We start from the raw sequence: 26,820 nt of genomic DNA on the forward strand, positions 1-26,820 counted from the left end.
TGCCTCATTAAAAGTGAAATCGCCTGATTTAGACAGCTTTTATATATAAAATCATACAATGATCTAACACTGAATTAGAACCCGTTGATTCAGCTCAAGCAAAAAAGAAAGCCCTACTTATGCAGGGCTTTCTTTTAAACATCACGAGTACAGAATAAATGTTACTTAGTTATCCAATTGCTGCCCTAACAGACGTTTTTTCATACGCGGTTTGTACAGCAGTTGATACGTCACGGCTAAAATAATCACCCATAATGGACTGATCATGAGTGCACGAAGCGTATCCGCCTCTAAACTCAAAATAATCAACGTAAAGAACAAGAAAATTAAGACCACATAAGACATCCAAACACCGCCCGGCATCTTAAAGGTCGATTTTGCATGGAGCTCAGGACGCAATTTACGGTAGCGGATATAGCACACCATAATAATGCTCCAGATACTGATGAACAGAATCACACACAATGAGCTGGCTAATGTAAAGGCTTCAACCGTGTTTGGTACAAAGTACTGCAGCGCAGCACCTGCCATGATAAAAGCACATGAGAAGAATAAGCCTTTTGCTGGCACCGCACGTTTTGATAGACGCGCTAGGCTCTGTGGTGCTTGCCCTTCTCTTGCCAAACCAAACAGCATACGTGATGTAGAGAACACACCACTATTCATTGAAGACATCACTGAAGACAGCACCACCAAGTTCATAATGATGGCTGAAGTTGGGATACCTGCATGTAAAAATAGTGAAACGAACGGGCTTTGATCCGCAGGAATTTGATTCCACGGAGTCACCGACATCACTACAAATAATGACAAGACATAGAACAAAATGATACGGGTTGGAATCGCATTCACTGCTTTCGGTAAGTTCTTTTCAGGATCTTTGGTTTCAGCAGCCATGGTTCCAATTAGCTCTACACCGACAAAGGCAAAGAGTGCAATTTGAAAACCGGCCAAGAAGCCATCGGCACCTTTAGGAAACATGCCGCCATGCGACCAGACATTGGTAAAGCTGGAAGCCGTGCCATCCGGTGAGTGAAAATGGCTGAATACCATAAAGCCGCCTATCACGATCAGCCCTAAAATGGCTAAAATTTTGATTAAAGCAAACCAAAATTCAATTTCACCAAAGAGTTTCACAGTCAGCAAATTTAACCCAAGGACAAACAGCACACAGCCAACACTGATTAAAGCCTGCCCCATGGGAGTAAAGGCCATGTCTGGCGGGAGCCAAAAACCAAGATAGTTAATAATGGCTGCCAAGTCCGCAATACCGACCAAGACCCAACCGAGCCAATAGGACCAACCGATATAGTAACCCGCACCCGGCCCAATCAGATCATGAGCCATGTCGATAAACGACTTATAGTGCAAATTTGACAATAAAATTTCGCCCAATGCACGCATTAGGAAGAAGAACATGGTCCCGATAATCATATAAATGATTAGGATAGAAGGACCAGCAAGAGAGATGGTTTTGCCCGAACCCATGAACAGGCCCGTACCAATCGCGCCACCAATGGCAATCAATTGCAGGTGGCGGTTGGATAATTTCCGTTGTAATTCATGCGATGATGCATTTGCACCGTCAGCTTGTGGGGTAGTCGTCATAATTTAACATCCTGTTAAAGTCCTTTTGCGTATAAACCATGTTCATACAGTGCTCGTTATCCTAACGGGCGGCATTTATACGCTCATCAGCACTTCGGTTGAAACCCAAGCGCTGATATACACAGGGAGAGTTTAAAAAAATTAGTTTTGTGCAGCCGTCACTGCAATTTCGATCAACCAATTTGGATTAACCAAATCAGCCTGAATCGTGGCACGTGAAGGCGCTACACAACCCTTCATCCAATCAATCCAAATCGTATTGACTGTTGAAAAATCAGAGAGATTTTTGATGTAAAGCTGAGCAGATAACAAACGTGATTTATCTGTATTTGCCAAAGCTAAAAGCTCATCAATTGTTGCTAAAATTTCACGGGTCTGACCTGCGACATCATTGTCGGTATTTTTTGGCACTTGCCCTGACAAATACACCACTTGATTAAACACAGTGACTGCACTCATGACTTCGTTGGTGTTGAATTTTTGAATGTCTGAATGTGACATAGGTCTTTCCTTGTATGAAACTGTATAAAAATAAAATTTAATCTTGGATAAAATTGACACGTGCAGTGACAGCACACATCAGCTCATAGCCAATCGTGCCTGAACCTGCTGCGACTTCATCAATGCTGAGTACAGCACCCTGTTTCGATGTACCCCACAGCACCACTTCACTGCCGACTTGGGCATTTGGAAGGTGAGATAAATCGACCGCCAACATGTCCATGCTGACACGCCCGACCAAGCTGCTGCGTTGTCCATCAACTAAAATAGGCGTACCTGTTGCGGTAATTCGTTGATAACCATCGGCATAACCACAAGCCACAATACCCACACGCATGTCGCTTTCAGCAATGAACTTTGAGCCATAACCGACGCTATCGCCTGCTTTTAATTGCTGAATGGCAATCAACTCGCTGCGCAAACTCATGGCTGGTTGCAAGTCCCAGTCCTGAATCGAATGGCTTGGATAATCTGGAGAACTACCATAGAGCATGATGCCGCTACGGATCACATCCGACTGCAACTGTTCATGGCGGAGAATGGCTGCACTGTTACTGACTGAACGTGCACCCGGTAGATCATGGGTGATGGCATCAAATAACTGACATTGATGCGCAATGCCTTCACGTCCGAAACGCTCACCATCGGCATCCGAAAAATGCATCATATGGGTCAAGCGTTGAACTTGAGGCAAACTGGAAAGCTGCTGCCACACTTGACGGTATTGTTCAGGACGGAAACCTAAACGATTCATGCCGCTGTTCATTTTTAAATAAACATCGAACTGCGCCTCTAAAGGAAAACGCGCTAACCATTCGAGTTGATATTCACTATGAATACTGAAACTTAGGCCCAGCTCATGGCAGTCAAATAGGTCTTGCTCTGAAAAAATACCTTCGAGTAACAGAACCGGACCTATCCAGCCTAAAGCGCGGATGCGTTTCGCCTCTGCCAAATCGAGCAGCGCAAAACCATCGGCAGATTTGAACGCTTGATAGACGCGTTCAATCCCATGACCATAGGCATTGGCTTTGACCACCGCATAGACTTGGCTATTCGGCATTTTCGTGCGAGCAACATTTAAATTATGCTGCAGTGATTGACTATGAATCACTGCAGTAATTGGACGTGGCATTTTCTTCTTCCTTGAATCAATATGACCTAAAACGAATTAGGCTGCTGAAGGATAACGTTGAATCGATAGACCTTCAGTACTGATGTCTGGTTGATGGTTCATCACCAAGTCACTAATGAGCTTGCCTGAACCACATGCCATGGTCCAACCCAAGGTGCCATGTCCTGTATTCAAGAATAAGTTTTTAAAACGAGTCGCACCAATAATTGGTGTAGAGTCTGGTGTCATTGGACGTAAACCCGTCCAGAAACTTGCTTCAGCTAAATTTCCACCTGGGAATAAGTCTTGAGTCACCATTTCCAAGGTTGCACGGCGGTCTTGATTTAAACCGTGGTTGAAACCACTCAGTTCAGCCATCCCCCCCACACGGATACGTTGGTCAAAACGCGTAATGGCAATTTTATAAGTTTCATCAAGCACCGTAGACTGCGGTGCAAATGCAGGATCTACAATTGGAATGGTCAGTGAGTAGCCTTTTACAGGATAGACAGGCAAATTCAAATTCAATGGTTTTAAGAAATCACGTGAATAACTACCAAAAGCAAGCACATAACGGTCTGCTGTAAGCACTTGACCATCAACCACTACGCCTTTGATTTCATCTCCTTCAACCACTAGTTTTTCAACATTTTGGTTAAATTTAAATTCTACGCCCATGTCTTTCGCAAGGTTTGCCAAAGCATTGGTAAATAGGTAACAGTCACCTGTTTCATCATTCGGTAAATGTAAACCACCAACCAGTTTGTCTTTGGCATAGGCTAAAGCTGGCTCAACTTTGGCTAAGTCATCTTTTAATAATAGTTCGTAGTCGACGCCACATTCTTTTAATACTTGGATGTCACGTTGTACGGCATCCAATTGAGCTTCATTACGGAAAACCTGCAAAGTTCCTTTCGCACGGTTTTCATAGTGAATACCTGTTTCTTTACGCAGTTCACGTAAGCAGTCACGGCTATATTCAGCAACACGCGTCATACGCTCTTTGTTAATGGCATAACTTTGTGGATTGCAGTTTTTCAACATTTGCGCCATCCAGTTCAACTGCCACATGCTACCATCGATGTTAATCGCTAACGGTGCATGGTGTTGGAACATCCACTTTACGGCTTTAAATGGAATACCAGGTGCAGCCCACGGTGTAGAATAACCTGGAGAGATTTGCCCTGCGTTACCAAAGCTAGTTTCTTCAGCAGGACCAGCTTGACGGTCTAAAACCGTAACGCTTGCGCCTTGTTGTGCAAGGTAATACGCACTTGCAACACCGATGACACCACTACCTAAGACAATTACACGCATGACTGATCCCTTACACACACTAGTTTATTTCACTAGTATATTTTTAGGTTAATAGTTTTTTTCACTGTTTTTAACATTATAATCTAGGTAAATCGCCATTTTTGTCGCGCTAAAATTCTAAACATAGGAAATTTATAATGCTTAAATTAGATCGGATTGATCAGCAGATTTTAGACATTTTGCAGCGCGATGGACGAATTGCGATTAGTGAATTGGCCTCTCGCGTCAACCTCTCAACCACACCCTGTTCAGAACGTGTCAAACGCTTAGAGCGGGACGGTATTATCATGGGTTACTACGCACGCCTCAATCCACAACTGGTCGATCGAAACTTATTGGTATTTTTAGAAATTAAGCTATCAGCTAAGTCTGGCGATGTGTTTGATCAAGTGGCACGTGACTTGGTCGAAATTCCTGAGGTTTTAGAATGCCATCTGATTTCAGGTGAATTCGATTATTTGGTCAAAGCCCGTTTAAAAGAAATGAGTGCCTACCGACGCCTATTGGGCGATTTACTAAAAAAACTGCCCTCTTCAGCATCATCGCACAGTTATATTGTGATGGAAGAAGTCAAAGAAAGTTTTTATTTGGACATTCGCTAACAGCTTATTAAAAATATGCATTTTAAAAATGCATTCACTTTAAATGTTTAAAACTTATCGATTCCCTATTGGAAGTTCTGCACCATGTTTAACAAACTCATGTCTAGTCTTGGCTTACAAGGCATTCAAGTGGATACTCGTCTACACACCACCGCGCCACAAGCGGGTCAAGCCATTCAGGGTGAGGTTATTTTTAAAGGTGCCGCGTCTAATAAAATTATCAACGGTATTTATTTAAAGCTCATGACCACAGCTGAAGTTGAGTCAGACGATGCTGAATACAATAGTGCGTTAAGTATTGCCGAATGGCACATTAGCGGGGCTTTTGAGTTACAAGCCCATCAGTCACATGCATTTCCTTTTTCGATTCAACTGCCCTTTGAAACGCCAGTTACAGATGTGCCTTGCCGTGTCAATAAAACCCGAGTGTGGTTACATACACATTTAGATGTGGACTGGGGGCTCGATGCAACTGACAAAGACTATTTACAAATTTTACCGACACCAGCTATGCAGGCGTTTATTCAAGCCATGCAGCAATGTGGTTTTCAGTTAATGACCGTCGATGTTGAAAAAGGTCAACTACGAGGCAATGGCTTCCACTCGAGCATTGGTTGTTATCAAGAACTTGAATTTAAACCTACGCAATTGTTCAACAGCATCAATGAAGTTGAAGTGTTCTTTGTGGCAGAGCAACATCAGACTCATGTGCTTTTAGAAGTGGATCGTAAATTTCGTGGTGATGGCTTCAACAGCCTTACCATTCCGCATCAACAGGCCAATCCTGCACTGTTAGCAAATGAAATTAGACGAATGTTAGGACTTTAATTTTTAATCACTGCGCACGACTGTTTAAATGTAGAAAAGTCGTGCGCAGTCGAAAAAGACGTTATTTAAACCCTGTCCGAATTAAATTCTGTCTGAGTTAAAGCAAGTCCAAGATATCGGCAAAGGTTTTAATTCGTGCTTTAGGTGCGGCTTCCGTCAACTCTTGATCAGAACCATAACCGTATTTCACCGCAATGGTTTCAATGCCGTTGCGACGTGCACCCAAAATGTCATGCTCACGATCGCCAACCATCAGACATTCTTCTGCTTTTAACTGCTCTTTTTCTAAAATATAAGCAATCAAATCTCCCTTATTGGTTCGCTCACCGTTCAGTTCACTGCCATAGGGGTGCACAAAATATTGCAGTAAATTGAAATGCTCTAAAATTTGACGGGCATAGACTTCTGGTTTTGCTGTCGCCAAATACAAGTGATAGCCCTGCTCGGTCAGTTTTTTTAAGGTCGGTTCAACATCGGCAAATAAATGGTTTTCATATAAACCTTTCACCGCAAAGCGCTCACGATAGCCCAATAAAGCTTGCTCTGCCAAAACATCGTCCACTGCAACATTTAAGAGTTTTGCCAAAGACGCTTTTAGTGGTGGCCCAATAATCCAGTCAATGTTTAGATCATCGGCAATGGGATGTCCGACTTTATTTAAACCATAACGCGCACTGGTGGTAATGCCAACTTTCGGATCTGTTAATGTTCCATCTAAATCTAGCAAAATATGTTTAATCACAGCTGATCCTTCTTGGGCTTTAAATAAAATACTATCGAGAGTTCTGCCAAAGTTGCCTATACTATCGCAAATTTTCGCAACAAGGATATTTCTGTGCGCGCAACCGTACTGTGCTTTTCTGGTTTAGACCCTTCAGGTGGTGCTGGTTTACAGGCCGATATCGAAGCGATTGGTCAAAGTGGTGCGCATGCAGCCATTGCGTGTACAGCACTCACTGTTCAAAACTCGCAACAAGTGTTTGGCTTTGAGGCGACGTCAAAAGAATTGCTATTAGCTCAGGCGCACGCTGTTGTCGGAGATTTACCAATTAAAGCCATAAAATCTGGCATGTTAGGCACCACAGATAATATTGCAGCACTGGCTGAGTTTCTACGTGAACATCCTGAGTACAAGTATGTGCTCGACCCTGTTTTAGTGGCGAACAGTGGCGGTTCATTGGGTGATCAAGCCACCTTAGTCAAAGCCTTTGTTGAGCTGATCCCATTGGCGGACATTATTACCCCAAATACAGTTGAATTACGGGCGTTAACGGGTCTCGATGACTTAGATGCCGCAACACAAAAACTGTTTGAAATGGGTGCCAAAGCGGTACTGGTCAAAGGTGGTCATGAAGACACACCTGACTATATTCGTAATGCCCTGTTTGTGAATGGCGAGCTCATTTCCGAAACTCGCTGCCCGCGTTTAGCAGGCGAATATCACGGTTCAGGTTGCTCACTGGCAAGTTTTATTGCTGGTCGTTTGGCACAAGGTGACAGTGTTAAAGTCGCAGTACATCATGCCGAAACTTGGCTCTTTGGTGTATTAAAACAGGCAGAAACACCTGTTGAAGACGGTCAAAAAATTCCAAAGCGTTTCTGAGTTTAAAAAGCTACATAGGTGAATGCCAGTCCAATAAGAAATGGACTGGCTTTTTTAAATTCTAGATTTTATTTTCGGCACAAAATGAATGAGTCACCTTTGAAATGGAGTATTTAACCATCTTGATGGCGTTGCTTTAAATGTGCCACATGCTCACGGTTGGTTTTCCATGACTTTTCTAACACTTCTTTTTCGATCCGAAGCTGAATCCGTTTCAGTTTCATCGCTGGAATCACCACTGTGTCAAAGGTCTTAATATAATCGACCCATGCTTTACCTTTAAATACCGTACTGGGCATCGCAGTTTTAAACTCGCATTCAGGCATAAACACCACAGCAGAATGGATATAATCTACATCAACAATATCTTGCAACACACTTTGCAAAACTTTGACGTGTTTATAATTTTGATGCAGCGGATTTTGAAATTTAAAGCTCTTTTTATAAATTTTCTGCGTCCACATCTTTTGACGCTCACCACCAAAAATCCACCCCTTATAGTTTTTGGTTTCAATCACAAAAACACCAAAGGGGCTCAATACAATATGGTCAATTTGAGTCGTTCCGCCCTGCTCATCAGGCAAAGTCACATCATTAATTAGAATATAACGCTCATCCAAATATAATTTTACATGTGCTTGAACCGCGAACTCGCCAAACTTACCTTTCAGATAGGGCTTAAACGCTTTTAAAAGGCCAATCCCGAACAAGATCAGTAGCATCCACCACAGTTCTGAAAACACATTCCCTACAATTTGACTCATCATATTATTCATCGTTATTTGAGTTAGAGACACGATTCTTCAAAAGAATACAGATTAAAAAACAACATACTTATTTTAAAATTATTAAACTAAAATACGAGCATAAAAACTCCGAAAAAGAGCTTAATTCGCAATTTTCTCAAGCGTCAATAAAATATCTTTATTGTCCAGACCACCTGCAAAGCCGACCAATTTTCCATTCGCCCCTACCACCCGATGACACGGCGCAATAATTGAAATCGGATTTTTACCATTGGCTGCGCCCACAGCACGAACAGCTTTGACATTGCCAATCTGTAGCGCAATATCTTTATAGCTTCGGGTTTCACCAAACGGAATTTGCAGTAAAGCCTTCCAAACTTGCTTCTGAAAATCTGTCCCCGCAAAATCCAAAGGCAAATCAAAATTTTGACGCTTTGCCGCAAAATACTCGCTCAACTGTTTCTCTGTTTCCAACAAAATCGGATGCTGATTGTGTTCGATCAGCTCAGCTAAACGTACCCGTTTTGGGTTTTCATTTTCCCACAATACGGCAACCAAGGCTTGATCATGTGCCACCAGTCTCAGTACCCCGACAGGAGATGGCATATATTTAAAAAATAAGCGCATGGTTCACCACAAAAATTCTCTATGTATGCAACATTATGACGATGAAAGTTTCATCAGTACAAGTCCAGAAATGATTAAAACCGCTGCGAGCATCCGCATGGCATTGGCTGGTTCACCCAAAATCAAAATACCAACCAAAAATGAACCAATCGCGCCAATCCCTGTCCAAACCGTATAGGCTGTGCCCAAAGGTAAGGTCTTCATGGCATAAGACAGCAGCGCAAAACTGGCCACCATAAATACGAGGGTTAAAATACTCGGTGTCAGTTTAGTAAAACCATCCGATACTTTCATCGCATAGGCCCAAACCACTTCGAGCAAACCTGCAACAATTAAAATCACCCACGCCATACGCAAAACACCTTTTATTCCGAGCAGAAACAACAAAGCTTCAAACGAAGGATCGCTTGAAGCTCTACATATTTGAATGAATTTAGCTTGATGAGAGTTTCATCAAAATCAGTCCCGATACAATCAGCACCGCAGCAAACATCCGCATAGCTGTCGCGGGCTCACCTAAAATAAAAATCCCCACCAAGAAAGCCCCTATCGCACCAATTCCTGTCCAAATGGTATACGCGGTCCCTAACGGCAAGGTTCGCATTGCATAGGCCAGTAAACCAAAACTTAAAATCATGAACACAATGGTAATGATGCTGGGTGTGAGTTTGCTAAACCCTTCGGACAGCTTCATTGAATATGCCCAAACGATTTCAAACAGACCCGCAAAGATAAGAAAAACCCAAGCCATGCCACTGACTCCTCTTCACTAGAGTCAGGCCGTCCTGACGAATTTTCTCAATATGAGGGAGGTCGTTCCTCCTAAATATGCCTCAAATTATAGCAAAACACGCACCAAAATGAATGATTTTCACACTTAGAAATCATTAAAGCGCAAAAAAGAGTGATCTGAACCAGCAGATCACTCTTTCAGCACAACCTTGGTGCAATCTTAGATATTCACTTTAAATCTAAACTTCTGGCTTAAAATTTAAAGCGGAGACCCATTCCGTACTGCCAACCTTTCTCTTCGTCACTTTCAGCCAGCCAAGCCGTCGCTTCATTGCCTTTGCTATATTCATAGGCAATGTCCACATAAGGCATGACTTTTTTGCTGATCTCATAACGTGTCTCAAGACCGACGGCTGCGCTACTGAGACCCGATTTTTTGGCATATTTAGAGTCATCATTGAAAATAATATTCAGATCTAAATAAGGCTTGAAAATCAGCTTTTGGGTCAGCAACAAGTCTCGCTCAGTTTCTAAACTAAACGCAGCATAGTTGTCTGCACCAGCATATACGTAAGCATCAGTTTCAAAGAAATATGGCGCTAAACCATGTAAGCCAAGCACCCCATCCACTTTGTCTTCCGTATCCCATCCCAGCTGTTCATGCTCTACTTTTTCAGCTCGGTAACGTGCACCCGCCTGTACATCCCAAAAGTCTGAGATCATACGGCTATACAGCACTTTGGCATCATACTCAGCCTTAAGCGATTCCTGCTTATCCGCATGTACTTTGATAAACAGCTTATTTTCATCTGTCCCGATACGGGTTTCAAACTCAGACTTTAAACTGCCATCGCCGTCTTCATTCAGCAACCACTTGTTATCGACGGTACTGACCGCATAAATTTGCGCACCGTGCTCTTTGCGGTGATCATGCGTATGTGCTGTTGAATCATGATGCTGTACATGTTGTGCGCTAGACTGCGGAGCAGCTTGAGTTGGAGTAGTCATCACCTGATGCTGTGTATGTTGTGACATCACAGAGTCAGTGGTCATGGACATATTTACATTTGCTTCAGCAGGCATATGATGCCCTTCATGCGCCATAACCGCAGCACTCATCAACACGAAAGAACTACTCACTATGCTTTTAGAAAAAAGATTAATGGTGTACATGATGATCTCCTTTCTGAGCCTTCGACTGTTTGCTTGGTTGAGTCTGAGCTTGCTTCTCCGATGAAGGCAGACCAACCGCATTTTTCTGTTTCAGCATCTGAGTATGCTCATCGGCACTATGCTGATGATGCTCATGTGCCATATCTTTGGACTGAACTTGGCTTGTAGATTTGGCTTTTTGTTTTTCATGCTGTGCATGAGATTCGGCAGCCATAGCTAACGAACTAAATAAGACACTAAGAGCTAAAGTAAAACCTGAAAGAAGATTAGTGATGCGCATGTTCATCTCCTTTTGGTTCAACTTGAGCTGCTGTTTTTTGCTCTTGAATTGGGGTGGTGGACACTTGACTATCACTCACATTAGCCACAATCAGTTTATTCATCATGCCTGAGCTCATGTGGTAAAGCAGATGACAGTGAATGGCCCATTCGCCTAACTCATCTGCGGTCAGTAAAGCAGTCACTGTTTTGCCCGGTGGCACAATCAAAGTGTGCTTATTCGGCATATCAACAGCGGCTTGTCCATTTTCCAGTTGCATAAACATACCGTGCAAATGCATCGGATGCGCCATCATACTGTCATTGATAAATTTGATCCGAATACGCTCACCGTACTTCACTTTCAACGGTTCAGCGTCGCTAAATTTTTTCCCATTGATGGTCCACAAATAGCGCTCCATAGTTCCACCCAAACGAATCACTAACTCGCTCGTCGCCTCACGGGTATCTTTTTGAGGCTCTAAGGATTTCAGATCGCTATATTGCAATGCCTTATCACCTTTAGGAGTAGAGGCATTCGCCCACCCATACACTGGTGTAACAGCTTCCTGTACCGAAATTGCTGTCGTATTCTGTTGCGCATGACCCATCTGTGTATGATCCATCTCAGACATGGTCTCATGATTCATCTTTGAATGATCCATACCAGCCATCGCCGTATGATTCATCTTCGAATGATCCATTTCAGGCATCGCTTCAGGGTTCATTTTGGAGTGATCCATTGCAGGCATCGCTTCATGACTCATCTTTGAGTGATCCATACCTGAATGTTCTGAGCTGTGTCCCATATCTTCCATGGTCAACAATGAGCGTGGACGTGGCGCAGGCATATCTATGCTCTGTGCGATTGGGGTCAACTCATTGTGTAAAGTTCCAATGGCGTAGCCTGAACGGTCAATCGACTCTGCTTCAATTTGATAATGCCCTGCTTTCGGTTCCACAATCACATCATAAGTTTCAGCAGTTCCAATCCGAAACTCATCCACAGGAACGGGTTTAACAGGCTGACCATCTGCACTGACTACCGTCATTTTTAAGTGAGGAATACGGATATCAAAAAATGACATGGCTGAAGCATTGATAAAACGCAACCGAACCTTCTCATTCGGCTTAAACATACCTGTCCAGTTCTGCTCAGGCGTTTTACCATTAATCAGGAAGGTATAACCCGTGACATCCGACAGATCCGTTTTTAGCATGCGCATTTGGTTCCACATGGAACGGTCTTGCCACGCGGCTTTTAAGCCATCACGTTGCACTTGCTTCCACACATCACCAACGGTTTCACGCTGATTTTGATAATACTCGGCAGAAATTTTCAAATTCTTCTGAATTTGTTCACTGCTCTGCTCATGGAAGTCCGACAGCATCACCACATAATCACGCTCGGCTTTTTCATGCTGAGCTAAAGGCTTTTTGTCTTTGGGATAAATAACCAATGCGCCATACAGCCCATCTTGTTCCTGTCCTTTAGAATGCGCATGGTACCAATAGGTGCCACTTTGGCGCACTTTGAACTTATAGACAAATTCGCTCTTCGGTTGAATGCCATTAAAACCGTTAAAACCTGGTACACCATCCATCAACCCAGGCAAAAGCAAACCATGCCAGTGGATCGATGAATCTTGTTTTTTGAGGTTGTTTTTAACACGAATGACCGCATCATCGCCTTCCTCAAACTCAAGCAGAGGTGCAGGAAACTGCCCATTAACGCTAATGCGTTTTAACGACTTTCCCGTTAAATTGATGGGACTTTCATCAATCACCAATTGGTATTCTTTGACTGCGGCAAAGCTCCAAGAAGATGACATCAGACATGCCCCAAGGATGAGGCTTTGTTTAAATTGAATAGACATGACTAAATCCTAATAATTTTAAAAATAAAGTTTTAAAAATCAGGATTAGGCTTTAGGAGGACGTAGAATTTCTTGCCAATAGCCCACTAGATGTTTAGCTTGATAACGAAAATGGGGGGATGATTGTACTAAAGCGGCTTCAAGCTGAACCACTGCAAGCGGTTCAACGTCTAAAAGTGTCAGCATTGTTTGGCAGTGATACTGTGCACACTCCTGACACTGAACTTGCTTATTTTGCAGCATATCCGAGGCATGACAGTTGCTCTTCGCTGTTATGTCAGTCTGAGCCATATGCATTTGATGTCCAGAGACTGGACTCGATGATTTCGTTTGATGACAGTCTGGCATGCTTTGCATACCTGTTGCATGCGCTGAACTTTGCTCACTGGTTGCAGTCTGCATACTTAGTTGCATCATTTGATGCATCGGCGCTGCCGAAGCTTGGGCAATACCACTCCACCCCATTACCAAAGTAATGAGTAAGACAAACCAAGAATGTGTCTTGAGCAATGAACGCACAATCAATCCTATTTAGTCAGTGAAGAATGATATCTCAACGCAACAAAACGCTCTTTGCATGTAAATGCCTGAGCTTTTGTTGCTGATCCCAATCAACAGGATAAGCAAAGAATGGCTTATACACAAGATTATAAATTTAAATTCAATTACTGCGACAGTTTAGCGCCTACGCACACTTAAACAATAAAGTTATTTTTTAAACAGCGCTATTTTTAAGTACAGATGAATAAAGCACCAGTAACTATAAAGCTTTCACACCATAAAAAAGGACTCAAATGAGTCCTTTTTATACATTTAACGTCTAAATACTAAACCATTGCTGTGTAAACGTTTGAATATTAATCAAGTTATCCATATCGTTATCAACATAGATATCCACCAGTTTATCCATAAAGTTATCCACAGAACGCATAGTATTTATACCTATGAGCTTAAACCTTTACCGCACCCACTTTTGCAAGCTCTGCACGCATATCATCAATCACAGCTTTATAATCTGGTTTTCCAAAAATAGCTGAACCAGCAACAAATATATCTGCACCCGCTTCCGCAATCTCGCGAATATTTGCAGGTGACACACCACCATCCACCTCTAAACGAATATCACGCCCTGAAGCATCAATAATTTTGCGCGCTTCACGTAGTTTATCTAAAGTCATCGGAATAAATTTTTGACCGCCGAAACCTGGGTTCACACTCATCAACAAAATTTGATCGACTTTATCGAGCACATAATCTAAATAATGGAGCGGCGTTGCTGGGTTAAAGACCAAACCAGCTTTTGCACCGCCTGATTTAATCAACTGTAAAGAACGGTCGATATGGTCAGAGGCTTCTGGATGAAAGGTAATAATGTCCGCGCCTGCTTCTAGGAAGTCACCAATCATGCGATCGACAGGTTTAACCATCAAATGCACATCAATCGGGGCTTTGATGCCGTAGTTCTTGAGGGCCTTACAAATACCCGCACCAAAAGTCAGGTTTGGCACATAGTGGTTATCCATCACATCAAAGTGAACCACGTCTGCACCTGCTGCAAGTACATGTTCAACGTCTTCACCTAAACGAGCAAAGTCAGCAGAGAGAATAGATGGTGCAATTAAATAAGGCTTGGACATGCGTGTACCTGGCTTATACAAAAGGGAATAAAGGCATTATAGCAAATTCAGCTTTTGAACTGGGACTTGTGAAAAAAGAAAGCGTTAAGCTTTCTAAATTTGCAACGTAGCGTTGCAACATTCAACTTTTCATTTGGCTTGAAACTGCTATGGTAAGTGATCAATCGACGAGGTAAATATGAAAAGTACTGCGGATATTGTCACGACAGATGCGGCTCGAATTGCAAAACGACTGGTGAATCATTGGAAACATAAGTTTGAAATCGAACAAGAACCCAGTAGTTTTACCATTATCATGCCTGAAGCACGGGTCCTTTTAAGTCCTCAAGCCGAACATTTACATGTCAGCATTGAGGCGAGTGAAGAAAAATTGAGTCACTTAGAACACGTAGTTTTAGATCACCTGATCCGTATGGGACAAACGCCACTCACAGCAACATGGACACAAGTTTAAGTCAGCGGCTGAATGAATTAGTTTGATAAGCGTTGCTGTTGGTTAAATTGGCGAATAGCCGCAATACGCTCTTGGGTCGCAGGGTGACTTTGGAAGAATGAACCAATGCCACCTTCCTCCTCTTCTTCAGACTTCCCTTGCGGCTGCTTTTCTTCCTCTTCGGCACGTGCATCGGCTTCCATACGTGCCAAGAAATTCGCTAAATGTAAGCTTGAAATCTGGTTTTTATCCAAGACATGCATGGCATACAAGTCCGCATCACTTTCAAAATTGCGTGAATAACTGGCACCAACCAAAGCCACAGGCAAAGTTGTAAATAAGGCCGAACTGTCCCCCGTCACCGCAATCAACAGCACACTAAAACCTAAACTGGATAAGGCTTGCTGTAAGCTATGTCGCTCGACCAAGTGCCCTTGCTCATGTGCTAAAACCCCAATAATTTCATGATCATCTTTGGCTAAATTAACCAGTTCATCGGTCAAAATAATGGTGTTGTTTGGCAGCGCTAAAGCATTCGTTCCAATTTGTCCACCTGCACGAAACAGTACTTTGGCAGGTTGCCCATTGGCAACAAGGTCTTGATAGCTTTGTATGATTTGTTTTTGACGCGCAAGGGGGATAGTCGAAGGTCCCGTCAGATTAAACACTTGTTCTTGCGCTTCATCGCCGAGTTTATAGATGGTATCGGCAGGTAGTTGCATCGCGACATAATGTGCTGCGCTTGGAATACCCCATCTTAAAATGGCGAAGATAAAAGCGGCAACAAACACCACACTAAACAAGATGAGACTTGGTGAGCGTTCTAATTTCCAAATCGAATGCTGTACATGCTTTTTGTTCAGCTCAAACCAGTCAGGCAATGCTTGTGGAAATTCAATCCGTGCATCATCTTTCAACTCAATCACAGGTTGAATCTGCCCCAATGCCCCAATCAACTGCATATCTGCATAGTAATAACGACGTTGCTGCTGGTTATAACAGATCAACACCGTTTCGCTATCTATCGGTGCAATCGTGGCTGGATAAGGCTTAGAAATCTGCCCATCATAAAAGGTGATGTTTTGTTCCTGCATTTAAGCCTCGTTACAGCGAAATATCGATGTCAAAAATATCACTCAGCTCTTCAGCTATCGCATTCGGGTCATCTTGAGCCAAATTGTACATACGATCTGGATCATTTTTTAGGGTTAAAGTTAATGACTCAATTTGATACTGATACAAACGCACAGCAGCCCATGCCGATAACAAACCGAGCGAAAGAATTTTTAAAATCCAGTTGGTCATCACGATCCATGCATAATGCATTTGACCACAGTCCGTTTGGAAAGCACTACGCCCCAACGTGGCTTTATTCCATGTGGTAATAAAAATACGCGCCATCATCAGCGGCCAAATCATAAAAGCAGCAATCATATAAATCACCGCCACGATGATCCCAAACTGGGTTGGAGAACTGCTCCCCACTTGAAGGGTGAAGGCAACGAATAATCCTAAAACAAAGACAATTCCAATAAACAAAAACACGGGCACATACATGGCACGCATATAGTCAGGCCAATCGGCATGTAACTCAAAACGTAACTGCCCAAGTTGTAAATTATCCAGCGTATATTTTTTAAAATACCAAAACAGCACAGGGAAAAAGATCCCGAGGGTAAAGATGTAAATCAAAATGCCTTTCAGCGCCAAGATATAGGCTTCTTTGGTCGTGCCTGTAAAATAAAAGCGGCTATTACCAAATTTACTGTTTCTGGCACGAAAGCGAATAGTAGAACGTACCAACCACGGTACAAGTAGAAATATGATGAGGAAACCAATTAAAGAAGCTTGCCAAGATACCTGAGCCAAAGCTGAAGCGCCAAAGTACACGCCCAAAGCAATAATTCGACCAATCAGAATGCGTGTAGGTACACCCGTAAAATCAAACTTGCGGCGATAAAACACCGTGTTGCCATAAAAATAGCGTAAGCGTCTAACCTTCGCCCAAGGTGCATATAAACTGAAGGTAACAATGGTCAATAAGATATTCACAATCCAAATGCCAAAGTACTCTCGGGCATTACCACGGAATTGGAAACGAAAGGTCTCTCCCAAATAGGCGTTTGGCTCATCCGTGGGAACGGCTGGTGGAGGTGGCCAGCTTGCTTCAAAAGAAGCCTCTACAGGTGGCAAAGATGCCTCTGAATTTTGCATGTATACCCTATCTATTATTTTACTGTTTTATTTTTTAAGAACAAAAAACCAATCACCCAACCATGTTAATGCCAGCGCTGGATGATTTCTAGTCAAAAATTAAGAATAAATATGACAAATCAAGATTTAAGATTCGAGCTGTACGGCATGAAACTGCAGGTGATCATCAATAAAACTTTGAATAAAGTAATAACCATGGTCATAGCCTGCATGTTCGCGAAGCGTCAGTGGCTGGCCCGCAGCCTGACAGGCTTGCTGAAATAATGCAGGATTGAGCTGGCTATAAAACTGATCACTCAAACCCTGATCAATTAAAATATCGGCAAAATGAGCTGTTTTTGTTTGGACCAAAGCGCTTGCATCATGTTTCAGCCACTCAGCTTGATCTGAACCTAAATAGTTTGAAAACGCTTTTTCGCCCCAAGGACATTGGCTTGGTGCGCAAATCGGAGCAAATGCAGACACCGACTTAAACTTCTCAGGATATTTCAAGGCCAAGGTTAAAGCGCCATGACCGCCCATGCTGTGCCCGAAAATACCTATACGCTCTGCTTGTACAGCAAACTGCTGAATCACTAAATCATATAACTCTTCAGCGACATAGCTTTCCATCTGGAAATGCTCAGCCCACGGCGCTTGGATGGCATTGATATAAAAACCTGCCCCTTGCCCAATATCCCAATGATCACCTTGCGCAACCTGTTCACCACGGGGTGAAGTATCAGGCGTTACCAAAATCAGACCTAGCTGTGATGCTAAACGCTGCGCATGCGCTTTAATAGCAAAGGTTTCTTCGGTACAGGTTAAACCTGCCAAATAAAATAATGTTGGGCACGCTTGCCCTGCTAGCGCTTGAGCCGGCAAATAAATGCCGAACTTACTCTCGCCTTGAAGGCTGATGGAATTAAATCGGTAAATACGCTGTTCACCATCAAAACTACGGTTAGATTGTACTAATTCCATCAGGGTTCCTTTTTAGATCCAAATTAAGGGTTTGCAACAGCTTTAGGTGGAAACAAGCGCTGTTCAAGTTGAGGAAGCATCAGCTCCATATTTTTACCCATCGACCACTGCGGTTCAGAGGGTTCAAAGCCTTGTGCTGTTTCCCATTGGCTCACAGTTTTTTGTGCTTGGTTAAAAGCAGTTTCTATACTGTTTTGTTCACGCATTGCTTGATCAAAAAACGCCCGACCAAAATAAGTATAGTCGGCTTCATTGGTACAACCAAAAGACTGGCGGTCTGCGGCCGAAGCGGTAATGATCAAAGTATTGTCATTTTGCAGTGCTGGTACAAAGCTTCCAGAGAAGCACGATGAAATAACAATCACACGCCAGCGAATACCCGATGCATCTAAGGTTTCGCGTAACCATTTCGGGTCGACCTGAGTTAAGTCTAAAGGTGCATTTTCCATTTCGAACTGGTTCGGTAAACCATGCGAAGTCATATATAAAAATAACACATCACTTTCACGGTTCATCTGCTGTCCCATACGACGCAGCGCCATTTCAATACTGTGTTTAGAGGCAATCGGAATTTCTGTCCGTGTTGCAGGGTTATTCACCAACATCATCGAACGGCCCAACGTACCAAAACGCGTGTCGAACTGTTCTTTGATTCGCTCGACTTCCGAACGAAATACATCTTGATAACTCGCTCCCGCCACACCAAGGAAGTACCAATGTGACTGTGCAAATTCGCCGTATTGCACAGACTCTAGTGCTTTATTGAGTAAGCGACTTTGTGCATAAAAGGCATCTTCTGCAAAGGTTGGTGGCGTTTCTTCTACTTTCCAAATCGGCTGACTGGTCACTGACATTTGCCAAACCACAAGGGTAAATAGCGTGGCCAAGACAATCAGGGCACGCTCCCACCAAGGCCATTTCAGCTCACGCGAAAATACCCACACCACAGCCAAACTCTGCCAAACAAACAGTACCATGAACACATTCGGTAGGTAGTCGTAGAAGAAATACGGCAGGACATCAATCATGCCTAAATATTGGATAAAACTTTGTAATAACGCGATATGCGTATCCAACACGAGCCAAAGGAGTGCTGGCACCAACATCAAACGTGGATTATTCACCCGTTGAGACAGAAAAATCCCAACGATCAGGGCGATGAAAGGCCAAAGTGCGTAACTGACCAAACCTTGTGGGTTAAAGTCACCGATCTCTCCTGCGCTTAACCAGCTAAATAAAGTATTGGCTGAGCCACCTAAAATCCCCCAAAAGATGAGCTGCATAATCGAAGGATGGACAATTTGCAAAGAGCGTCGTGAACCTAGAAACAACCACATCCCCGCAGTTTGGTTGCTTTTAAAATCATGCCAAAAGTTGATGGAGGGTTTGAAGTCGATCATAAGATTCTAATTAAATTGTGACTTGCGTAGGGACACACTAAGTTTATGCTTGATCAGCATTTTATCAATGATGTTTTTAACTATATAACAAATCTTTGCATACTTTTGAAGCAATCTTCCACTTCAGTCTAAGCGTTCATGCTGAAAATAGGCATCAAAACGGCATGCATCACCCAGCCACTGATGGGTGGTTTCTTGATTTGCCAAAAATACGGCCAAGCGAGGACGTTTGACCACCACCCGTTTTGCCACTTTTTGCGCTAAGCCAAGCAGATTATCACCCAAATCCATTTCACCATCTTCAGGCAGTAACATATGTAAAAGCTGCATTTGCTTTTTTACTTGCGCCTGTTTTTTCACCACTTGCTGATTTTGATCACGTTGTGGAAACATCGGATCTAGATAAACCACATCAACCGTATTGCCCTGCTCTGCTTGTTGCTGCAAATACTGTGCGGAATCTGAAAAAACCAAGTCAATTCGAGTCACCACAGGATTTAAAAATGCATCCTGCAAAGCCTGTTCCTTACTTGACTCTAACAGGGTGAATAAAATGGGATGGCGTTCGACCAAAGTGACATTGGCACCCAAATATGCCATGAGCAGTGAGTCATGCCCAAGCCCTGCTGTTGCATCAATGAGCTTAGGTTTTTCAGTCAAGTGGCAAGCACGAGCAATCATTTCGGACTTTAACGACGCACGCTTTAAACGTGGAACTTCAGCTTTCCAATCCGGCTGCATTTTCATGCCATTGGCACAAAGCCAAAGCCCTTCCGCATCGGCGCACAAACCCAGTTCAGGATGAAAACGTAAGAAACGTGCATTTAACTTTTCGGCGACTTCGATGCTGACCTCGACACCACGAGAAAAAAGCACAGCAACATAGTGCTGTGCTTTTTCTAAATGCTCTTGTTCCACATATAAGCGCATTGGGCTTACCATAACTTCCAACCCGTAAAGACAAACAATAGAATCACTAAGCCTGAAGCGATGCGATACCATGCAAAAATCATGAAATCACGCTTCGCCACATAAGCGACTAAAGCACGAATCAACAGTAAAGCCGAGATAAAAGAAACAATAATGCCTGTTGCCAATACGATCCAATCTTGTTGTCCGTCAAACACATGCGCACTTTGGTACAAATCTAACAGACCCGCACCAATAATTACTGGAATACCCAAGAAGAATGAAAACTCAGTGGCTGCTTTGCGCGATACACCTAAGAACATCGCGCCAATAATGGTTGCCCCCGAACGTGATGTCCCTGGAATTAAAGACAACACTTGAATCAGACCAATCCAAATCGCATCTTTTACACTCAGGTCTTCAACTTCATGGACGCGCTCTTGTGGTGGATGCTTTTCAATCCAAATAATAATCAAGCCACCCACAATCAAACCAATGGCAATGGCAATATCATTAAATAAAAGCTCTTTCACCGTTTGACCAAATGTCAGACCAATCAGCACAATAGGAATCGACGCTAAAATTAGCCCAATCCCAAGACGGCGACCTTGGGGTTCACCACTAAAAATCCCCGTTGCCGCTCCCCACAAACGTGCCCAATATTCATAAATGACGGCTGCAATTGCCCCCATTTGAATGGCGATCACAAAGACATCACTTTTTTCTTTGGTCCAGAAATTCATGAGTTCTGAAGCTAAAATTAAATGTCCAGTACTCGAAATGGGTAGGAATTCAGTAATACCTTCAACAATACCCATAATTGCCGCTTTGAGCAGCAGTAAAAGATCCATAAAAAACCCTAATTATGCTTTACCCTGTTCCGGGATTTTTTTCCAAGCGTTATCACGTAAATAGACTGGAAGTGCAAGTTCAGCACTCACCCAGTGTTGTTGCTGTGCATTCTTGCGCGCAATTGTGGCAATATCTTGCGCAGTTGCACTTAAATCTTTGTATTGTATTTGTGATGGATCAATTAAGGTTGCGCCTGAACCAACTAAAGTAAACGGTGTACATTCAGTAGCCGCTGCATAGCTTAAAAGCTGTTCTTCATCGACGGCTTGCATGATGCCGTCCGTATCTAATTGAAAACTTGCAATATAGACTTCACTCATGCGAGCGTCTAAAACTGCGGTGACTGTGGTTAGACCATGCACACGATGTGCAGCTTGTGCGAGCGCTTGTAAAGTTGAGACAGGAACCACAGGCAAATCATTCGACCATGCCAAAGCTTGAGTCACAGCAGCATTAATACGAACGCCGCTAAAAGAACCAGGACCACGACTAAAAGCGATACAAGACAAATCTTCTGTCTTAATATCCAACTGTAAAAACCCTTGTTCAATCATTGGGAGAATCGTTTGCGTTTGTGCTTTTGCGCGCGTATCCAATTGGAAAAAAAGTTCTTGATTTTCATCTACAATAGAGACGGAACACTGCTCATTTGCAGATTCCAATGCCAGCACTTTCATGCACAACCTTAATGATTTAATCTATAAAAACGTGGCTATGATACTCCACTCAAAAGCACTAGGCGAGATGTTCTCAAAACAGAGCTAAAAAAGCCTAGAAAAATCTAGGCTGAATAGGAAAAATAAGCTTATAACTGTGCCGGCTCTAAATCGATAAATTGTTTAAAGTGTTCTGCATAATGCAGTGCACTCATTTTCAAACGAGCCTCAGCCGTTTCATCCAAAGTTTTGACCACTTTACCCGGTGAGCCCATAACCAGAGAATTATCTGGAATGACTTTACCTTCCGGAATCAGTGCATTCGCACCAATAATACAATTTTTCCCAATCACAGCATTGTTTAAAACGACAGCATTAATCCCAATCAGACTATTATCCCCCACAGTGCAACCATGCAACATGGCTTGATGCCCAATCGTGACATAATTGCCAATATTCATTTCAATCCCAGCATCGGTATGTAAAACCGCATTTTCCTGAATATTGGTAAAGTCACCTAAACGAATTTTGCAATTGTCTGCACGTACGACTGCTCCAAACCAAATACTGACTTGCTGCCCCAATTCGACTTGACCGATGACTGTGGCATTTTCCGCAACCCAGCCATTCCATGGTTGATGCATTGCTTGTGGGGCATGACCTTTAAATTTGTACAACATATTTCTTCCTTAAAATACTCAACTTACTTGGGGAACCGAAAAGTCGGTGAATTGACTAAAAATGGCCACTCTTTATGGTAGCCCAAACCATATTGAAATAATGCAACCAACATACGTGCTGTCAGCCCCCAAACAATTTCATTTTCCACCCGCATACTCGGAAAATAGAGCGATTGATGAGCAAAACGAACTTCATAAGGCACCGCAGGCACTTCCATCAGCTGTTTGAGTGATGCAAAGAAAATACGATCAATTTCTGTCGGCTGGGCAACTAGTTCAACTTCAGGCGGAATCAGCCCGACCACAGGTTTGACCAGCATACCATTACGGGCTTTTTGCATTGGCAAATCACCGAGTAGCTGCACATCAAAAGGATTCAGCGCGGTCTCTTCATAGGCTTCACGTAAGGCAACCACGATATTACTGGTATCTTGCGGATCTCTTTTTCCGCCAGGAAAAGACACTTCGCCAGCATGATTAGATAGGTAAACAGAGCGGCGGGTCAGTAAAACTTTGGGATCGTCTTCATTGGTGATCGCGATTAACACAGCTGCATCTGCCGATTTGATTTTGCTTGAAAACCGTAACTGTTGCTGCAGTATGCGTGTTAATGAATGTTCATCCATTGAACGTCGTCCCCATCATTCTTTTTTTCATCATAGCTGAATTTAATACTGAAAAAAGAGAAATGATGCCAAAATTTAATTTTTAAGTTATGCTGAGTCTGAACTTTATCATTGATGATGAATATGGACTTTTGCAGCAATTGCGGACAAAAAACAACAGAACAAATCCCTCTTGGCGACCATCAATTGCGTCGTGTTTGCACCTCTTGTAGTTCTATTCATTATGTGAACCCTAAAGTGATTTGTGGCGCACTCGCACTTTGGGAAAATAAAGTATTGTTATGCCGCCGTGCCATTGAACCGCGTTATGGATTATGGACTTTACCAGCAGGTTACATGGAGTTGTTTGAAACTATGGAACAAGGTGCTGCACGAGAAACCCGTGAAGAAGCGGAAGCGGAAGTTGAAATTGAACAGCTATATTGCATGTACAATATTCCGCGTATTGGTCAAATTTATGTGCTATTCAAAGCGAACTTAGTAGATGGAAAATTCGGTGCTGGCGAAGAAAGCATTGAATGTCGTTTATTTGAAGAAGATGAAATTCCTTGGTCAGAACTGGCTTTCCCAAGTGTCGAACATACCTTACGTCACTATTTTGCCGACCGTAAAAGTAATCAATTTAATTTTCATCTCGAAACCCTAGGTACACGCTTAGACCATACAGGTTAATGTTGCCTAATATCAAAAAAAGCCCATCGATGATGCAATCCATAGCTTACCGATAAACGGTATTTCCTCTATGCGTACACGTACAATGAGGTAAAATAGCCTGAATTATTTAATCCTATTTGCGTTAGCATGACTCTAAGCCAATCATTTAAAAAGATAATTTGTGATTCAAGCCTCTCTGTATCTCATATATTACAGGCATTGAATGAGCTCACACAGTTAGTCTATTTACAAAATGTCGATGCACCTGTCATTGCTTTTTTACCCGAGCGTTATCAAGTTTTTCAAAAAAACCAGCACTTTTTCTTTCAACGCACACGGGATTTTTGTTATATCCGTGATCATGAAGAAATAGACATTTCCAGTAATATTCAGCCAAGCTCAGAACAAAAAGAAGCATCTTTTAGTGGCGGACTCATTGGATTCGTCAGTTATGATTATGCCGCCCAGAAACACGTTCCGGTTCAAATTAAGTCACAGCCAAGCCTATTTTTAGGTTTATACAGCAGTTATCTACAATGGACTGATGCAGGCTGGCTATTTTGCAGTAGTGATTCACAAGCAGAACGCATTTATCGCAAAATTGAATCGTATTTATTACAGCCATCTGCCTTAACCCATCCACTCCAACTCAAGTCGATCTGCCAAGCACGCTGGACTGAAACCCAATACAAACAAGCCTTTCAGAAAGTACAGGAATACATCAAAGCTGGGGATTGCTATCAAATCAATCTGACACAAGAGTTCACTGCCAAGGCACACGGTCAACTCCTAAGTGCAGTCGAAGCATTTTGGCAATTGACCAATGCACCTTACTCAGGCTATCTTCGTAGCGATGATTTTGAACTCTTAAGTTGTTCGCCCGAGTTGTTTATTGATTTTCAAACCCATCGTAAAATCATCACTAAGCCGATTAAAGGCACCATGCCGCGCTATGCAGATCCAGTCTTAGATGAACAATCTAAACAACGCTTAATGGCTTCGGAAAAAGATCAAGCTGAAAATGTAATGATTGTTGATCTACTGCGTAATGACTTGAGTGTTTATGCAGAAACAGGCTCAGTCAAAACACCTAAACTGTTTAATATTGAAAGCTTTAATCAAGTCCATCATATGGTCAGCGAAGTCGAAGCAACACTGAAAGCAGAAGTTCATCCCTTTCATGTGCTGCTCTCTGCGCTACCTGGCGGGTCTATTACAGGTGCACCTAAAATTCGAGCAATGCAGATTATTGAAGAACTCGAAGGTGCACCACGCGGAGCGTACTGTGGCTCAATGGGTTATTTTAATTTCGATGGTACGGGTTCTTGGAACATTCTGATTCGTTCTATTCAAAAATTCCAAGATGAGGTTTCGCTTTGGGCTGGCGGTGGAATCACTATTGCATCAGAGTATGAGGCTGAATACCAAGAATGCTTTGACAAGGTCTCAGCACTGCTTAATTTACTCAATACCTTTGTACAAACGGACAATGAATAGCCTCCAAAATAAAAAAGTGAACCTTCATATTAATGAACGTTCACTTTTCAAAGATCACAACTGTTGAAAGTTTATTTTAAAATATCATTTTTCAATGTATCGACTAAGCGTTGATTTTGTTCATCAGTTCCAACCGTGATACGTAAAAACTGGTTAATACGCGGTTTATTGAAATAACGCACAATAATGCCTTGTTCACGTAATTCAGCCGCTAATTCACCCGCATCTTTGCTAGGCAATGATGCAAAGATAAAGTTGGCACTTGATGGTAAAACGTTAAAGCCCAGTGCGGTCAATTGTTCAACCAAATGTTCACGGCTTTGAATCACTTTTTGATTTTGTGCTTCGAAATAAGCTTGATCTTCAAATGATGCAACCGCAGCGGCTATCGCAAAACGGTCCATCGGATAAGAGTTAAAACTATTCTTCACCGCTTCAAGTGCCGCAATCAAATGCGGTTGAGCAATCGCAAAACCAACCCGTAAACCCGCCAGTGAGCGAGACTTAGACGTGGTTTGGCACACCACCAAGTTCTCATATTTTTCCACCAAACTGACTGCCGATTCAGCACCAAAGTCTACATAAGCCTCATCTATCACCACCACTGAATTTGGATTGGCCTGAAGCACTTCCTCAATTGCTGCCAAACCAATATCTATACTGGTTGGCGCATTTGGATTGGTGATAATAATGCCGCCATTGGCTTGTTTATAGTGATCCACCACAATTTCAAAGTCATCATTGAGTGGCAAAATTTTGGTTTTGACCCCAAAGAATTGGCTATAAACAGGATAGAAGCTATAGGTAATATCGGGGTAAAGTACAGGCAGCTCTTGCACAAAAAATGCTTTAAAAATATGTGCTAAGACTTCATCTGAACCATTGCCGACAAAAATATGTTCAACTGCAACATTTTGTTGTTTCGCAATCGCCTGCTTTAACGCAGAAGCATCTGGATCTGGATATAAACGCAGTACATCTGCTGAGTTTACCAAGACTGCTTGAACAGCCTCCACCACCTTTGGTGAGGGTGGATATGGATTTTCATTAGTATTGAGCTTCAATAAATTTTGAATTTTCGGTTGTTCGCCTGGCACATACGGTTCTAATTCACGTACTTCAGGACTCCAAAAACGCATTTGTTCTGTAGTAATGTTAGACATTGTCTATCTCATTTATGTACTCAACTTACTTTTATGTAAGCCCTCTCCTGCTAGGAGAGGGTTTGGGAGAGCTTTATGATGTCCCAAACTGAATTAAATATTTTCCCCTCTCCTAACCTCTCCCATAGGGAGAGGAACATTCATTACTGA

General features: G+C 42.7%; 30 protein-coding genes. 6 read left to right on the plus strand and 24 right to left on the minus strand.

What is annotated here, in order from left to right:
* Nucleotides 1–165 precede the first annotated feature (165 nt).
* The 4 genes from AC4MDD_RS14245 to AC4MDD_RS14260 all read right to left on the minus strand — a co-directional run bounded on the left by AC4MDD_RS14245 (nucleotide 166) and on the right by AC4MDD_RS14260 (nucleotide 4,540).
* Nucleotides 166–1,608, minus strand: a complete 1,443-nt coding sequence (locus AC4MDD_RS14245; RefSeq protein ID WP_058869021.1) for an amino acid permease — start codon at nucleotides 1,606–1,608, stop codon at nucleotides 166–168.
* Between the two features lie 141 nt (nucleotides 1,609–1,749).
* On the minus strand, nucleotides 1,750–2,109 hold the full coding sequence (locus AC4MDD_RS14250; protein ID WP_078426274.1) for a RidA family protein: 360 nt from the start codon (nucleotides 2,107–2,109) through the stop codon (nucleotides 1,750–1,752).
* Between the two features lie 37 nt (nucleotides 2,110–2,146).
* Entirely contained in the window at nucleotides 2,147–3,244 is a 1,098-nt protein-coding gene (gene alr, locus AC4MDD_RS14255; protein WP_201950171.1) for an alanine racemase, read from the minus strand.
* A gap of 36 nt (nucleotides 3,245–3,280) precedes the next feature.
* Nucleotides 3,281–4,540: a D-amino acid dehydrogenase gene (locus AC4MDD_RS14260; protein WP_004694945.1), complete on the minus strand. Its 1,260-nt coding sequence runs from the start codon at nucleotides 4,538–4,540 to the stop codon at nucleotides 3,281–3,283.
* A gap of 137 nt (nucleotides 4,541–4,677) precedes the next feature.
* On the opposite strand from AC4MDD_RS14260, the gene AC4MDD_RS14265 reads away from it, so the two are divergent.
* A complete protein-coding gene (locus AC4MDD_RS14265; RefSeq protein ID WP_078426271.1) occupies nucleotides 4,678–5,142 on the plus strand; it encodes an Lrp/AsnC ligand binding domain-containing protein in 465 nt (154 codons plus the stop codon).
* Between the two features lie 84 nt (nucleotides 5,143–5,226).
* A complete protein-coding gene (locus AC4MDD_RS14270) occupies nucleotides 5,227–5,970 on the plus strand; it encodes a sporulation protein (RefSeq protein WP_491881915.1) in 744 nt (247 codons plus the stop codon).
* Nucleotides 5,971–6,067: 97 nt separating this feature from the next.
* Here AC4MDD_RS14270 and AC4MDD_RS14275 read toward each other — a convergent pair whose 3' ends face one another.
* Nucleotides 6,068–6,712, minus strand: a complete 645-nt coding sequence (locus AC4MDD_RS14275; protein WP_419276003.1) for an HAD-IA family hydrolase — start codon at nucleotides 6,710–6,712, stop codon at nucleotides 6,068–6,070.
* 93 nt (nucleotides 6,713–6,805) lie between these two features.
* On the opposite strand from AC4MDD_RS14275, the gene AC4MDD_RS14280 reads away from it, so the two are divergent.
* Entirely contained in the window at nucleotides 6,806–7,573 is a 768-nt protein-coding gene (locus AC4MDD_RS14280; protein WP_419276005.1) for a hydroxymethylpyrimidine/phosphomethylpyrimidine kinase, read from the plus strand.
* Between the two features lie 113 nt (nucleotides 7,574–7,686).
* Here AC4MDD_RS14280 and AC4MDD_RS14285 read toward each other — a convergent pair whose 3' ends face one another.
* From AC4MDD_RS14285 to rpe, 9 genes are all read right to left on the minus strand, one after another.
* Nucleotides 7,687–8,340, minus strand: coding sequence for a nuclease-related domain-containing protein (locus tag AC4MDD_RS14285; RefSeq protein WP_491881916.1), 654 nt, complete (start codon nucleotides 8,338–8,340; stop codon nucleotides 7,687–7,689).
* Between the two features lie 120 nt (nucleotides 8,341–8,460).
* Nucleotides 8,461–8,946, minus strand: a complete 486-nt coding sequence (locus AC4MDD_RS14290; RefSeq protein WP_491881917.1) for a methylated-DNA--[protein]-cysteine S-methyltransferase — start codon at nucleotides 8,944–8,946, stop codon at nucleotides 8,461–8,463.
* Between the two features lie 33 nt (nucleotides 8,947–8,979).
* Nucleotides 8,980–9,297: a quaternary ammonium compound efflux SMR transporter SugE gene (gene sugE / locus AC4MDD_RS14295; RefSeq protein WP_010325989.1), complete on the minus strand. Its 318-nt coding sequence runs from the start codon at nucleotides 9,295–9,297 to the stop codon at nucleotides 8,980–8,982.
* An 82-nt stretch (nucleotides 9,298–9,379) separates the two neighbouring features.
* On the minus strand, nucleotides 9,380–9,697 hold the full coding sequence (gene sugE / locus AC4MDD_RS14300; RefSeq protein WP_348928935.1) for a quaternary ammonium compound efflux SMR transporter SugE: 318 nt from the start codon (nucleotides 9,695–9,697) through the stop codon (nucleotides 9,380–9,382).
* Between the two features lie 233 nt (nucleotides 9,698–9,930).
* Nucleotides 9,931–10,851: a copper resistance protein B gene (locus AC4MDD_RS14305; protein ID WP_491881918.1), complete on the minus strand. Its 921-nt coding sequence runs from the start codon at nucleotides 10,849–10,851 to the stop codon at nucleotides 9,931–9,933.
* On the minus strand, nucleotides 10,838–11,131 hold the full coding sequence (locus tag AC4MDD_RS14310) for a hypothetical protein (protein ID WP_491881919.1): 294 nt from the start codon (nucleotides 11,129–11,131) through the stop codon (nucleotides 10,838–10,840). The genes AC4MDD_RS14305 and AC4MDD_RS14310 overlap by 14 nt, the downstream gene beginning before the upstream one ends.
* Nucleotides 11,118–12,986 carry a copper resistance system multicopper oxidase gene (locus AC4MDD_RS14315; RefSeq protein ID WP_491881920.1) on the minus strand — a complete coding sequence of 623 codons (1,869 nt, stop codon included), beginning with the start codon at nucleotides 12,984–12,986 and terminating at the stop codon, nucleotides 11,118–11,120. The genes AC4MDD_RS14310 and AC4MDD_RS14315 overlap by 14 nt, the downstream gene beginning before the upstream one ends.
* A 45-nt stretch (nucleotides 12,987–13,031) precedes the next feature.
* On the minus strand, nucleotides 13,032–13,505 hold the full coding sequence (locus AC4MDD_RS14320) for a hypothetical protein (protein WP_491881921.1): 474 nt from the start codon (nucleotides 13,503–13,505) through the stop codon (nucleotides 13,032–13,034).
* Between the two features lie 431 nt (nucleotides 13,506–13,936).
* Nucleotides 13,937–14,623 carry a ribulose-phosphate 3-epimerase gene (gene rpe, locus AC4MDD_RS14325; RefSeq protein ID WP_491881922.1) on the minus strand — a complete coding sequence of 229 codons (687 nt, stop codon included), beginning with the start codon at nucleotides 14,621–14,623 and terminating at the stop codon, nucleotides 13,937–13,939.
* Between the two features lie 178 nt (nucleotides 14,624–14,801).
* Between rpe and AC4MDD_RS14330 the strand changes: the two genes are divergently transcribed.
* Nucleotides 14,802–15,077 (plus strand): DUF2218 domain-containing protein, encoded by a 276-nt coding sequence (locus AC4MDD_RS14330; protein WP_004984216.1) that lies wholly within the window; start codon nucleotides 14,802–14,804, stop codon nucleotides 15,075–15,077.
* A 17-nt stretch (nucleotides 15,078–15,094) separates the two neighbouring features.
* On the opposite strand, the gene AC4MDD_RS14335 is transcribed toward AC4MDD_RS14330, so the two are convergent.
* The 9 genes from AC4MDD_RS14335 to AC4MDD_RS14375 form a co-directional block, all read right to left on the minus strand.
* Nucleotides 15,095–16,150 carry a M48 family metallopeptidase gene (locus AC4MDD_RS14335; RefSeq protein ID WP_491881923.1) on the minus strand — a complete coding sequence of 352 codons (1,056 nt, stop codon included), beginning with the start codon at nucleotides 16,148–16,150 and terminating at the stop codon, nucleotides 15,095–15,097.
* Nucleotides 16,151–16,160: 10 nt separating this feature from the next.
* Nucleotides 16,161–17,270, minus strand: coding sequence for a YjgN family protein (locus AC4MDD_RS14340; RefSeq protein WP_491881924.1), 1,110 nt, complete (start codon nucleotides 17,268–17,270; stop codon nucleotides 16,161–16,163).
* Nucleotides 17,271–17,396: 126 nt separating this feature from the next.
* Entirely contained in the window at nucleotides 17,397–18,233 is an 837-nt protein-coding gene (gene fghA, locus AC4MDD_RS14345; protein WP_491881925.1) for an S-formylglutathione hydrolase, read from the minus strand.
* Nucleotides 18,234–18,256: 23 nt separating this feature from the next.
* Nucleotides 18,257–19,633 carry a C13 family peptidase gene (locus tag AC4MDD_RS14350; protein ID WP_491881926.1) on the minus strand — a complete coding sequence of 459 codons (1,377 nt, stop codon included), beginning with the start codon at nucleotides 19,631–19,633 and terminating at the stop codon, nucleotides 18,257–18,259.
* 123 nt (nucleotides 19,634–19,756) lie between these two features.
* A complete protein-coding gene (locus tag AC4MDD_RS14355) occupies nucleotides 19,757–20,575 on the minus strand; it encodes a class I SAM-dependent methyltransferase (RefSeq protein WP_491881927.1) in 819 nt (272 codons plus the stop codon).
* Nucleotides 20,569–21,393 (minus strand): undecaprenyl-diphosphate phosphatase, encoded by an 825-nt coding sequence (locus tag AC4MDD_RS14360; RefSeq protein WP_078426256.1) that lies wholly within the window; start codon nucleotides 21,391–21,393, stop codon nucleotides 20,569–20,571. The genes AC4MDD_RS14355 and AC4MDD_RS14360 overlap by 7 nt, the downstream gene beginning before the upstream one ends.
* Nucleotides 21,394–21,405: 12 nt before the next feature.
* Entirely contained in the window at nucleotides 21,406–22,071 is a 666-nt protein-coding gene (tsaB, locus tag AC4MDD_RS14365) for a tRNA (adenosine(37)-N6)-threonylcarbamoyltransferase complex dimerization subunit type 1 TsaB (RefSeq protein WP_010325977.1), read from the minus strand.
* Between the two features lie 128 nt (nucleotides 22,072–22,199).
* Complete coding sequence (locus AC4MDD_RS14370; RefSeq protein ID WP_058868999.1) at nucleotides 22,200–22,730, minus strand: gamma carbonic anhydrase family protein; 531 nt, start codon at nucleotides 22,728–22,730, stop codon at nucleotides 22,200–22,202.
* A gap of 23 nt (nucleotides 22,731–22,753) precedes the next feature.
* On the minus strand, nucleotides 22,754–23,356 hold the full coding sequence (locus AC4MDD_RS14375; RefSeq protein ID WP_004984200.1) for an NUDIX hydrolase: 603 nt from the start codon (nucleotides 23,354–23,356) through the stop codon (nucleotides 22,754–22,756).
* 123 nt (nucleotides 23,357–23,479) lie between these two features.
* Between AC4MDD_RS14375 and AC4MDD_RS14380 the strand changes: the two genes are divergently transcribed.
* Together AC4MDD_RS14380 and pabB are read left to right on the plus strand one after the other, a co-directional pair.
* Complete coding sequence (locus AC4MDD_RS14380) at nucleotides 23,480–24,028, plus strand: NUDIX hydrolase (protein ID WP_058868997.1); 549 nt, start codon at nucleotides 23,480–23,482, stop codon at nucleotides 24,026–24,028.
* A gap of 129 nt (nucleotides 24,029–24,157) precedes the next feature.
* Nucleotides 24,158–25,507: an aminodeoxychorismate synthase component I gene (pabB, locus tag AC4MDD_RS14385; RefSeq protein ID WP_178927790.1), complete on the plus strand. Its 1,350-nt coding sequence runs from the start codon at nucleotides 24,158–24,160 to the stop codon at nucleotides 25,505–25,507.
* Between the two features lie 71 nt (nucleotides 25,508–25,578).
* On the opposite strand, the gene hisC is transcribed toward pabB, so the two are convergent.
* Entirely contained in the window at nucleotides 25,579–26,670 is a 1,092-nt protein-coding gene (gene hisC, locus AC4MDD_RS14390) for a histidinol-phosphate transaminase (protein ID WP_178927791.1), read from the minus strand.
* Nucleotides 26,671–26,820 lie beyond the last annotated feature (150 nt).

The sequence above is a fragment of the Acinetobacter sp. CAU_H_29a_1 genome (genome assembly GCF_058599505.1).

Bases quoted from the DNA above. Each gene is read 5' to 3' on its own strand.
- rpe (WP_491881922.1), bottom strand. From the start codon at position 14,623: ATGTCCAAGCCTTATTTAATTGCACCATCTATTCTCTCTGCTGACTTT.
- AC4MDD_RS14305 (WP_491881918.1), bottom strand. From the start codon at position 10,851: ATGTACACCATTAATCTTTTTTCTAAAAGCATAGTGAGTAGTTCTTTC.
- AC4MDD_RS14350 (WP_491881926.1), bottom strand. From the start codon at position 19,633: ATGATCGACTTCAAACCCTCCATCAACTTTTGGCATGATTTTAAAAGC.
- AC4MDD_RS14375 (WP_004984200.1), bottom strand. From the start codon at position 23,356: ATGGATGAACATTCATTAACACGCATACTGCAGCAACAGTTACGGTTT.
- AC4MDD_RS14380 (WP_058868997.1), top strand. From the start codon at position 23,480: ATGGACTTTTGCAGCAATTGCGGACAAAAAACAACAGAACAAATCCCT.
- AC4MDD_RS14355 (WP_491881927.1), bottom strand. From the start codon at position 20,575: ATGGTAAGCCCAATGCGCTTATATGTGGAACAAGAGCATTTAGAAAAA.
- AC4MDD_RS14330 (WP_004984216.1), top strand. From the start codon at position 14,802: ATGAAAAGTACTGCGGATATTGTCACGACAGATGCGGCTCGAATTGCA.
- AC4MDD_RS14335 (WP_491881923.1), bottom strand. From the start codon at position 16,150: ATGCAGGAACAAAACATCACCTTTTATGATGGGCAGATTTCTAAGCCT.
- AC4MDD_RS14285 (WP_491881916.1), bottom strand. From the start codon at position 8,340: ATGATGAGTCAAATTGTAGGGAATGTGTTTTCAGAACTGTGGTGGATG.
- AC4MDD_RS14370 (WP_058868999.1), bottom strand. From the start codon at position 22,730: ATGTTGTACAAATTTAAAGGTCATGCCCCACAAGCAATGCATCAACCA.
- AC4MDD_RS14260 (WP_004694945.1), bottom strand. From the start codon at position 4,540: ATGCGTGTAATTGTCTTAGGTAGTGGTGTCATCGGTGTTGCAAGTGCG.
- hisC (WP_178927791.1), bottom strand. From the start codon at position 26,670: ATGTCTAACATTACTACAGAACAAATGCGTTTTTGGAGTCCTGAAGTA.
- sugE (WP_348928935.1), bottom strand. From the start codon at position 9,697: ATGGCTTGGGTTTTTCTTATCTTTGCGGGTCTGTTTGAAATCGTTTGG.
- AC4MDD_RS14340 (WP_491881924.1), bottom strand. From the start codon at position 17,270: ATGCAAAATTCAGAGGCATCTTTGCCACCTGTAGAGGCTTCTTTTGAA.
- AC4MDD_RS14290 (WP_491881917.1), bottom strand. From the start codon at position 8,946: ATGCGCTTATTTTTTAAATATATGCCATCTCCTGTCGGGGTACTGAGA.
- pabB (WP_178927790.1), top strand. From the start codon at position 24,158: ATGACTCTAAGCCAATCATTTAAAAAGATAATTTGTGATTCAAGCCTC.
- sugE (WP_010325989.1), bottom strand. From the start codon at position 9,297: ATGGCGTGGGTGATTTTAATTGTTGCAGGTTTGCTCGAAGTGGTTTGG.
- AC4MDD_RS14360 (WP_078426256.1), bottom strand. From the start codon at position 21,393: ATGGATCTTTTACTGCTGCTCAAAGCGGCAATTATGGGTATTGTTGAA.
- AC4MDD_RS14245 (WP_058869021.1), bottom strand. From the start codon at position 1,608: ATGACGACTACCCCACAAGCTGACGGTGCAAATGCATCATCGCATGAA.
- AC4MDD_RS14250 (WP_078426274.1), bottom strand. From the start codon at position 2,109: ATGTCACATTCAGACATTCAAAAATTCAACACCAACGAAGTCATGAGT.
- tsaB (WP_010325977.1), bottom strand. From the start codon at position 22,071: ATGAAAGTGCTGGCATTGGAATCTGCAAATGAGCAGTGTTCCGTCTCT.
- fghA (WP_491881925.1), bottom strand. From the start codon at position 18,233: ATGGAATTAGTACAATCTAACCGTAGTTTTGATGGTGAACAGCGTATT.
- AC4MDD_RS14270 (WP_491881915.1), top strand. From the start codon at position 5,227: ATGTTTAACAAACTCATGTCTAGTCTTGGCTTACAAGGCATTCAAGTG.
- AC4MDD_RS14310 (WP_491881919.1), bottom strand. From the start codon at position 11,131: ATGCGCATCACTAATCTTCTTTCAGGTTTTACTTTAGCTCTTAGTGTC.
- AC4MDD_RS14315 (WP_491881920.1), bottom strand. From the start codon at position 12,986: ATGTCTATTCAATTTAAACAAAGCCTCATCCTTGGGGCATGTCTGATG.
- AC4MDD_RS14265 (WP_078426271.1), top strand. From the start codon at position 4,678: ATGCTTAAATTAGATCGGATTGATCAGCAGATTTTAGACATTTTGCAG.
- alr (WP_201950171.1), bottom strand. From the start codon at position 3,244: ATGCCACGTCCAATTACTGCAGTGATTCATAGTCAATCACTGCAGCAT.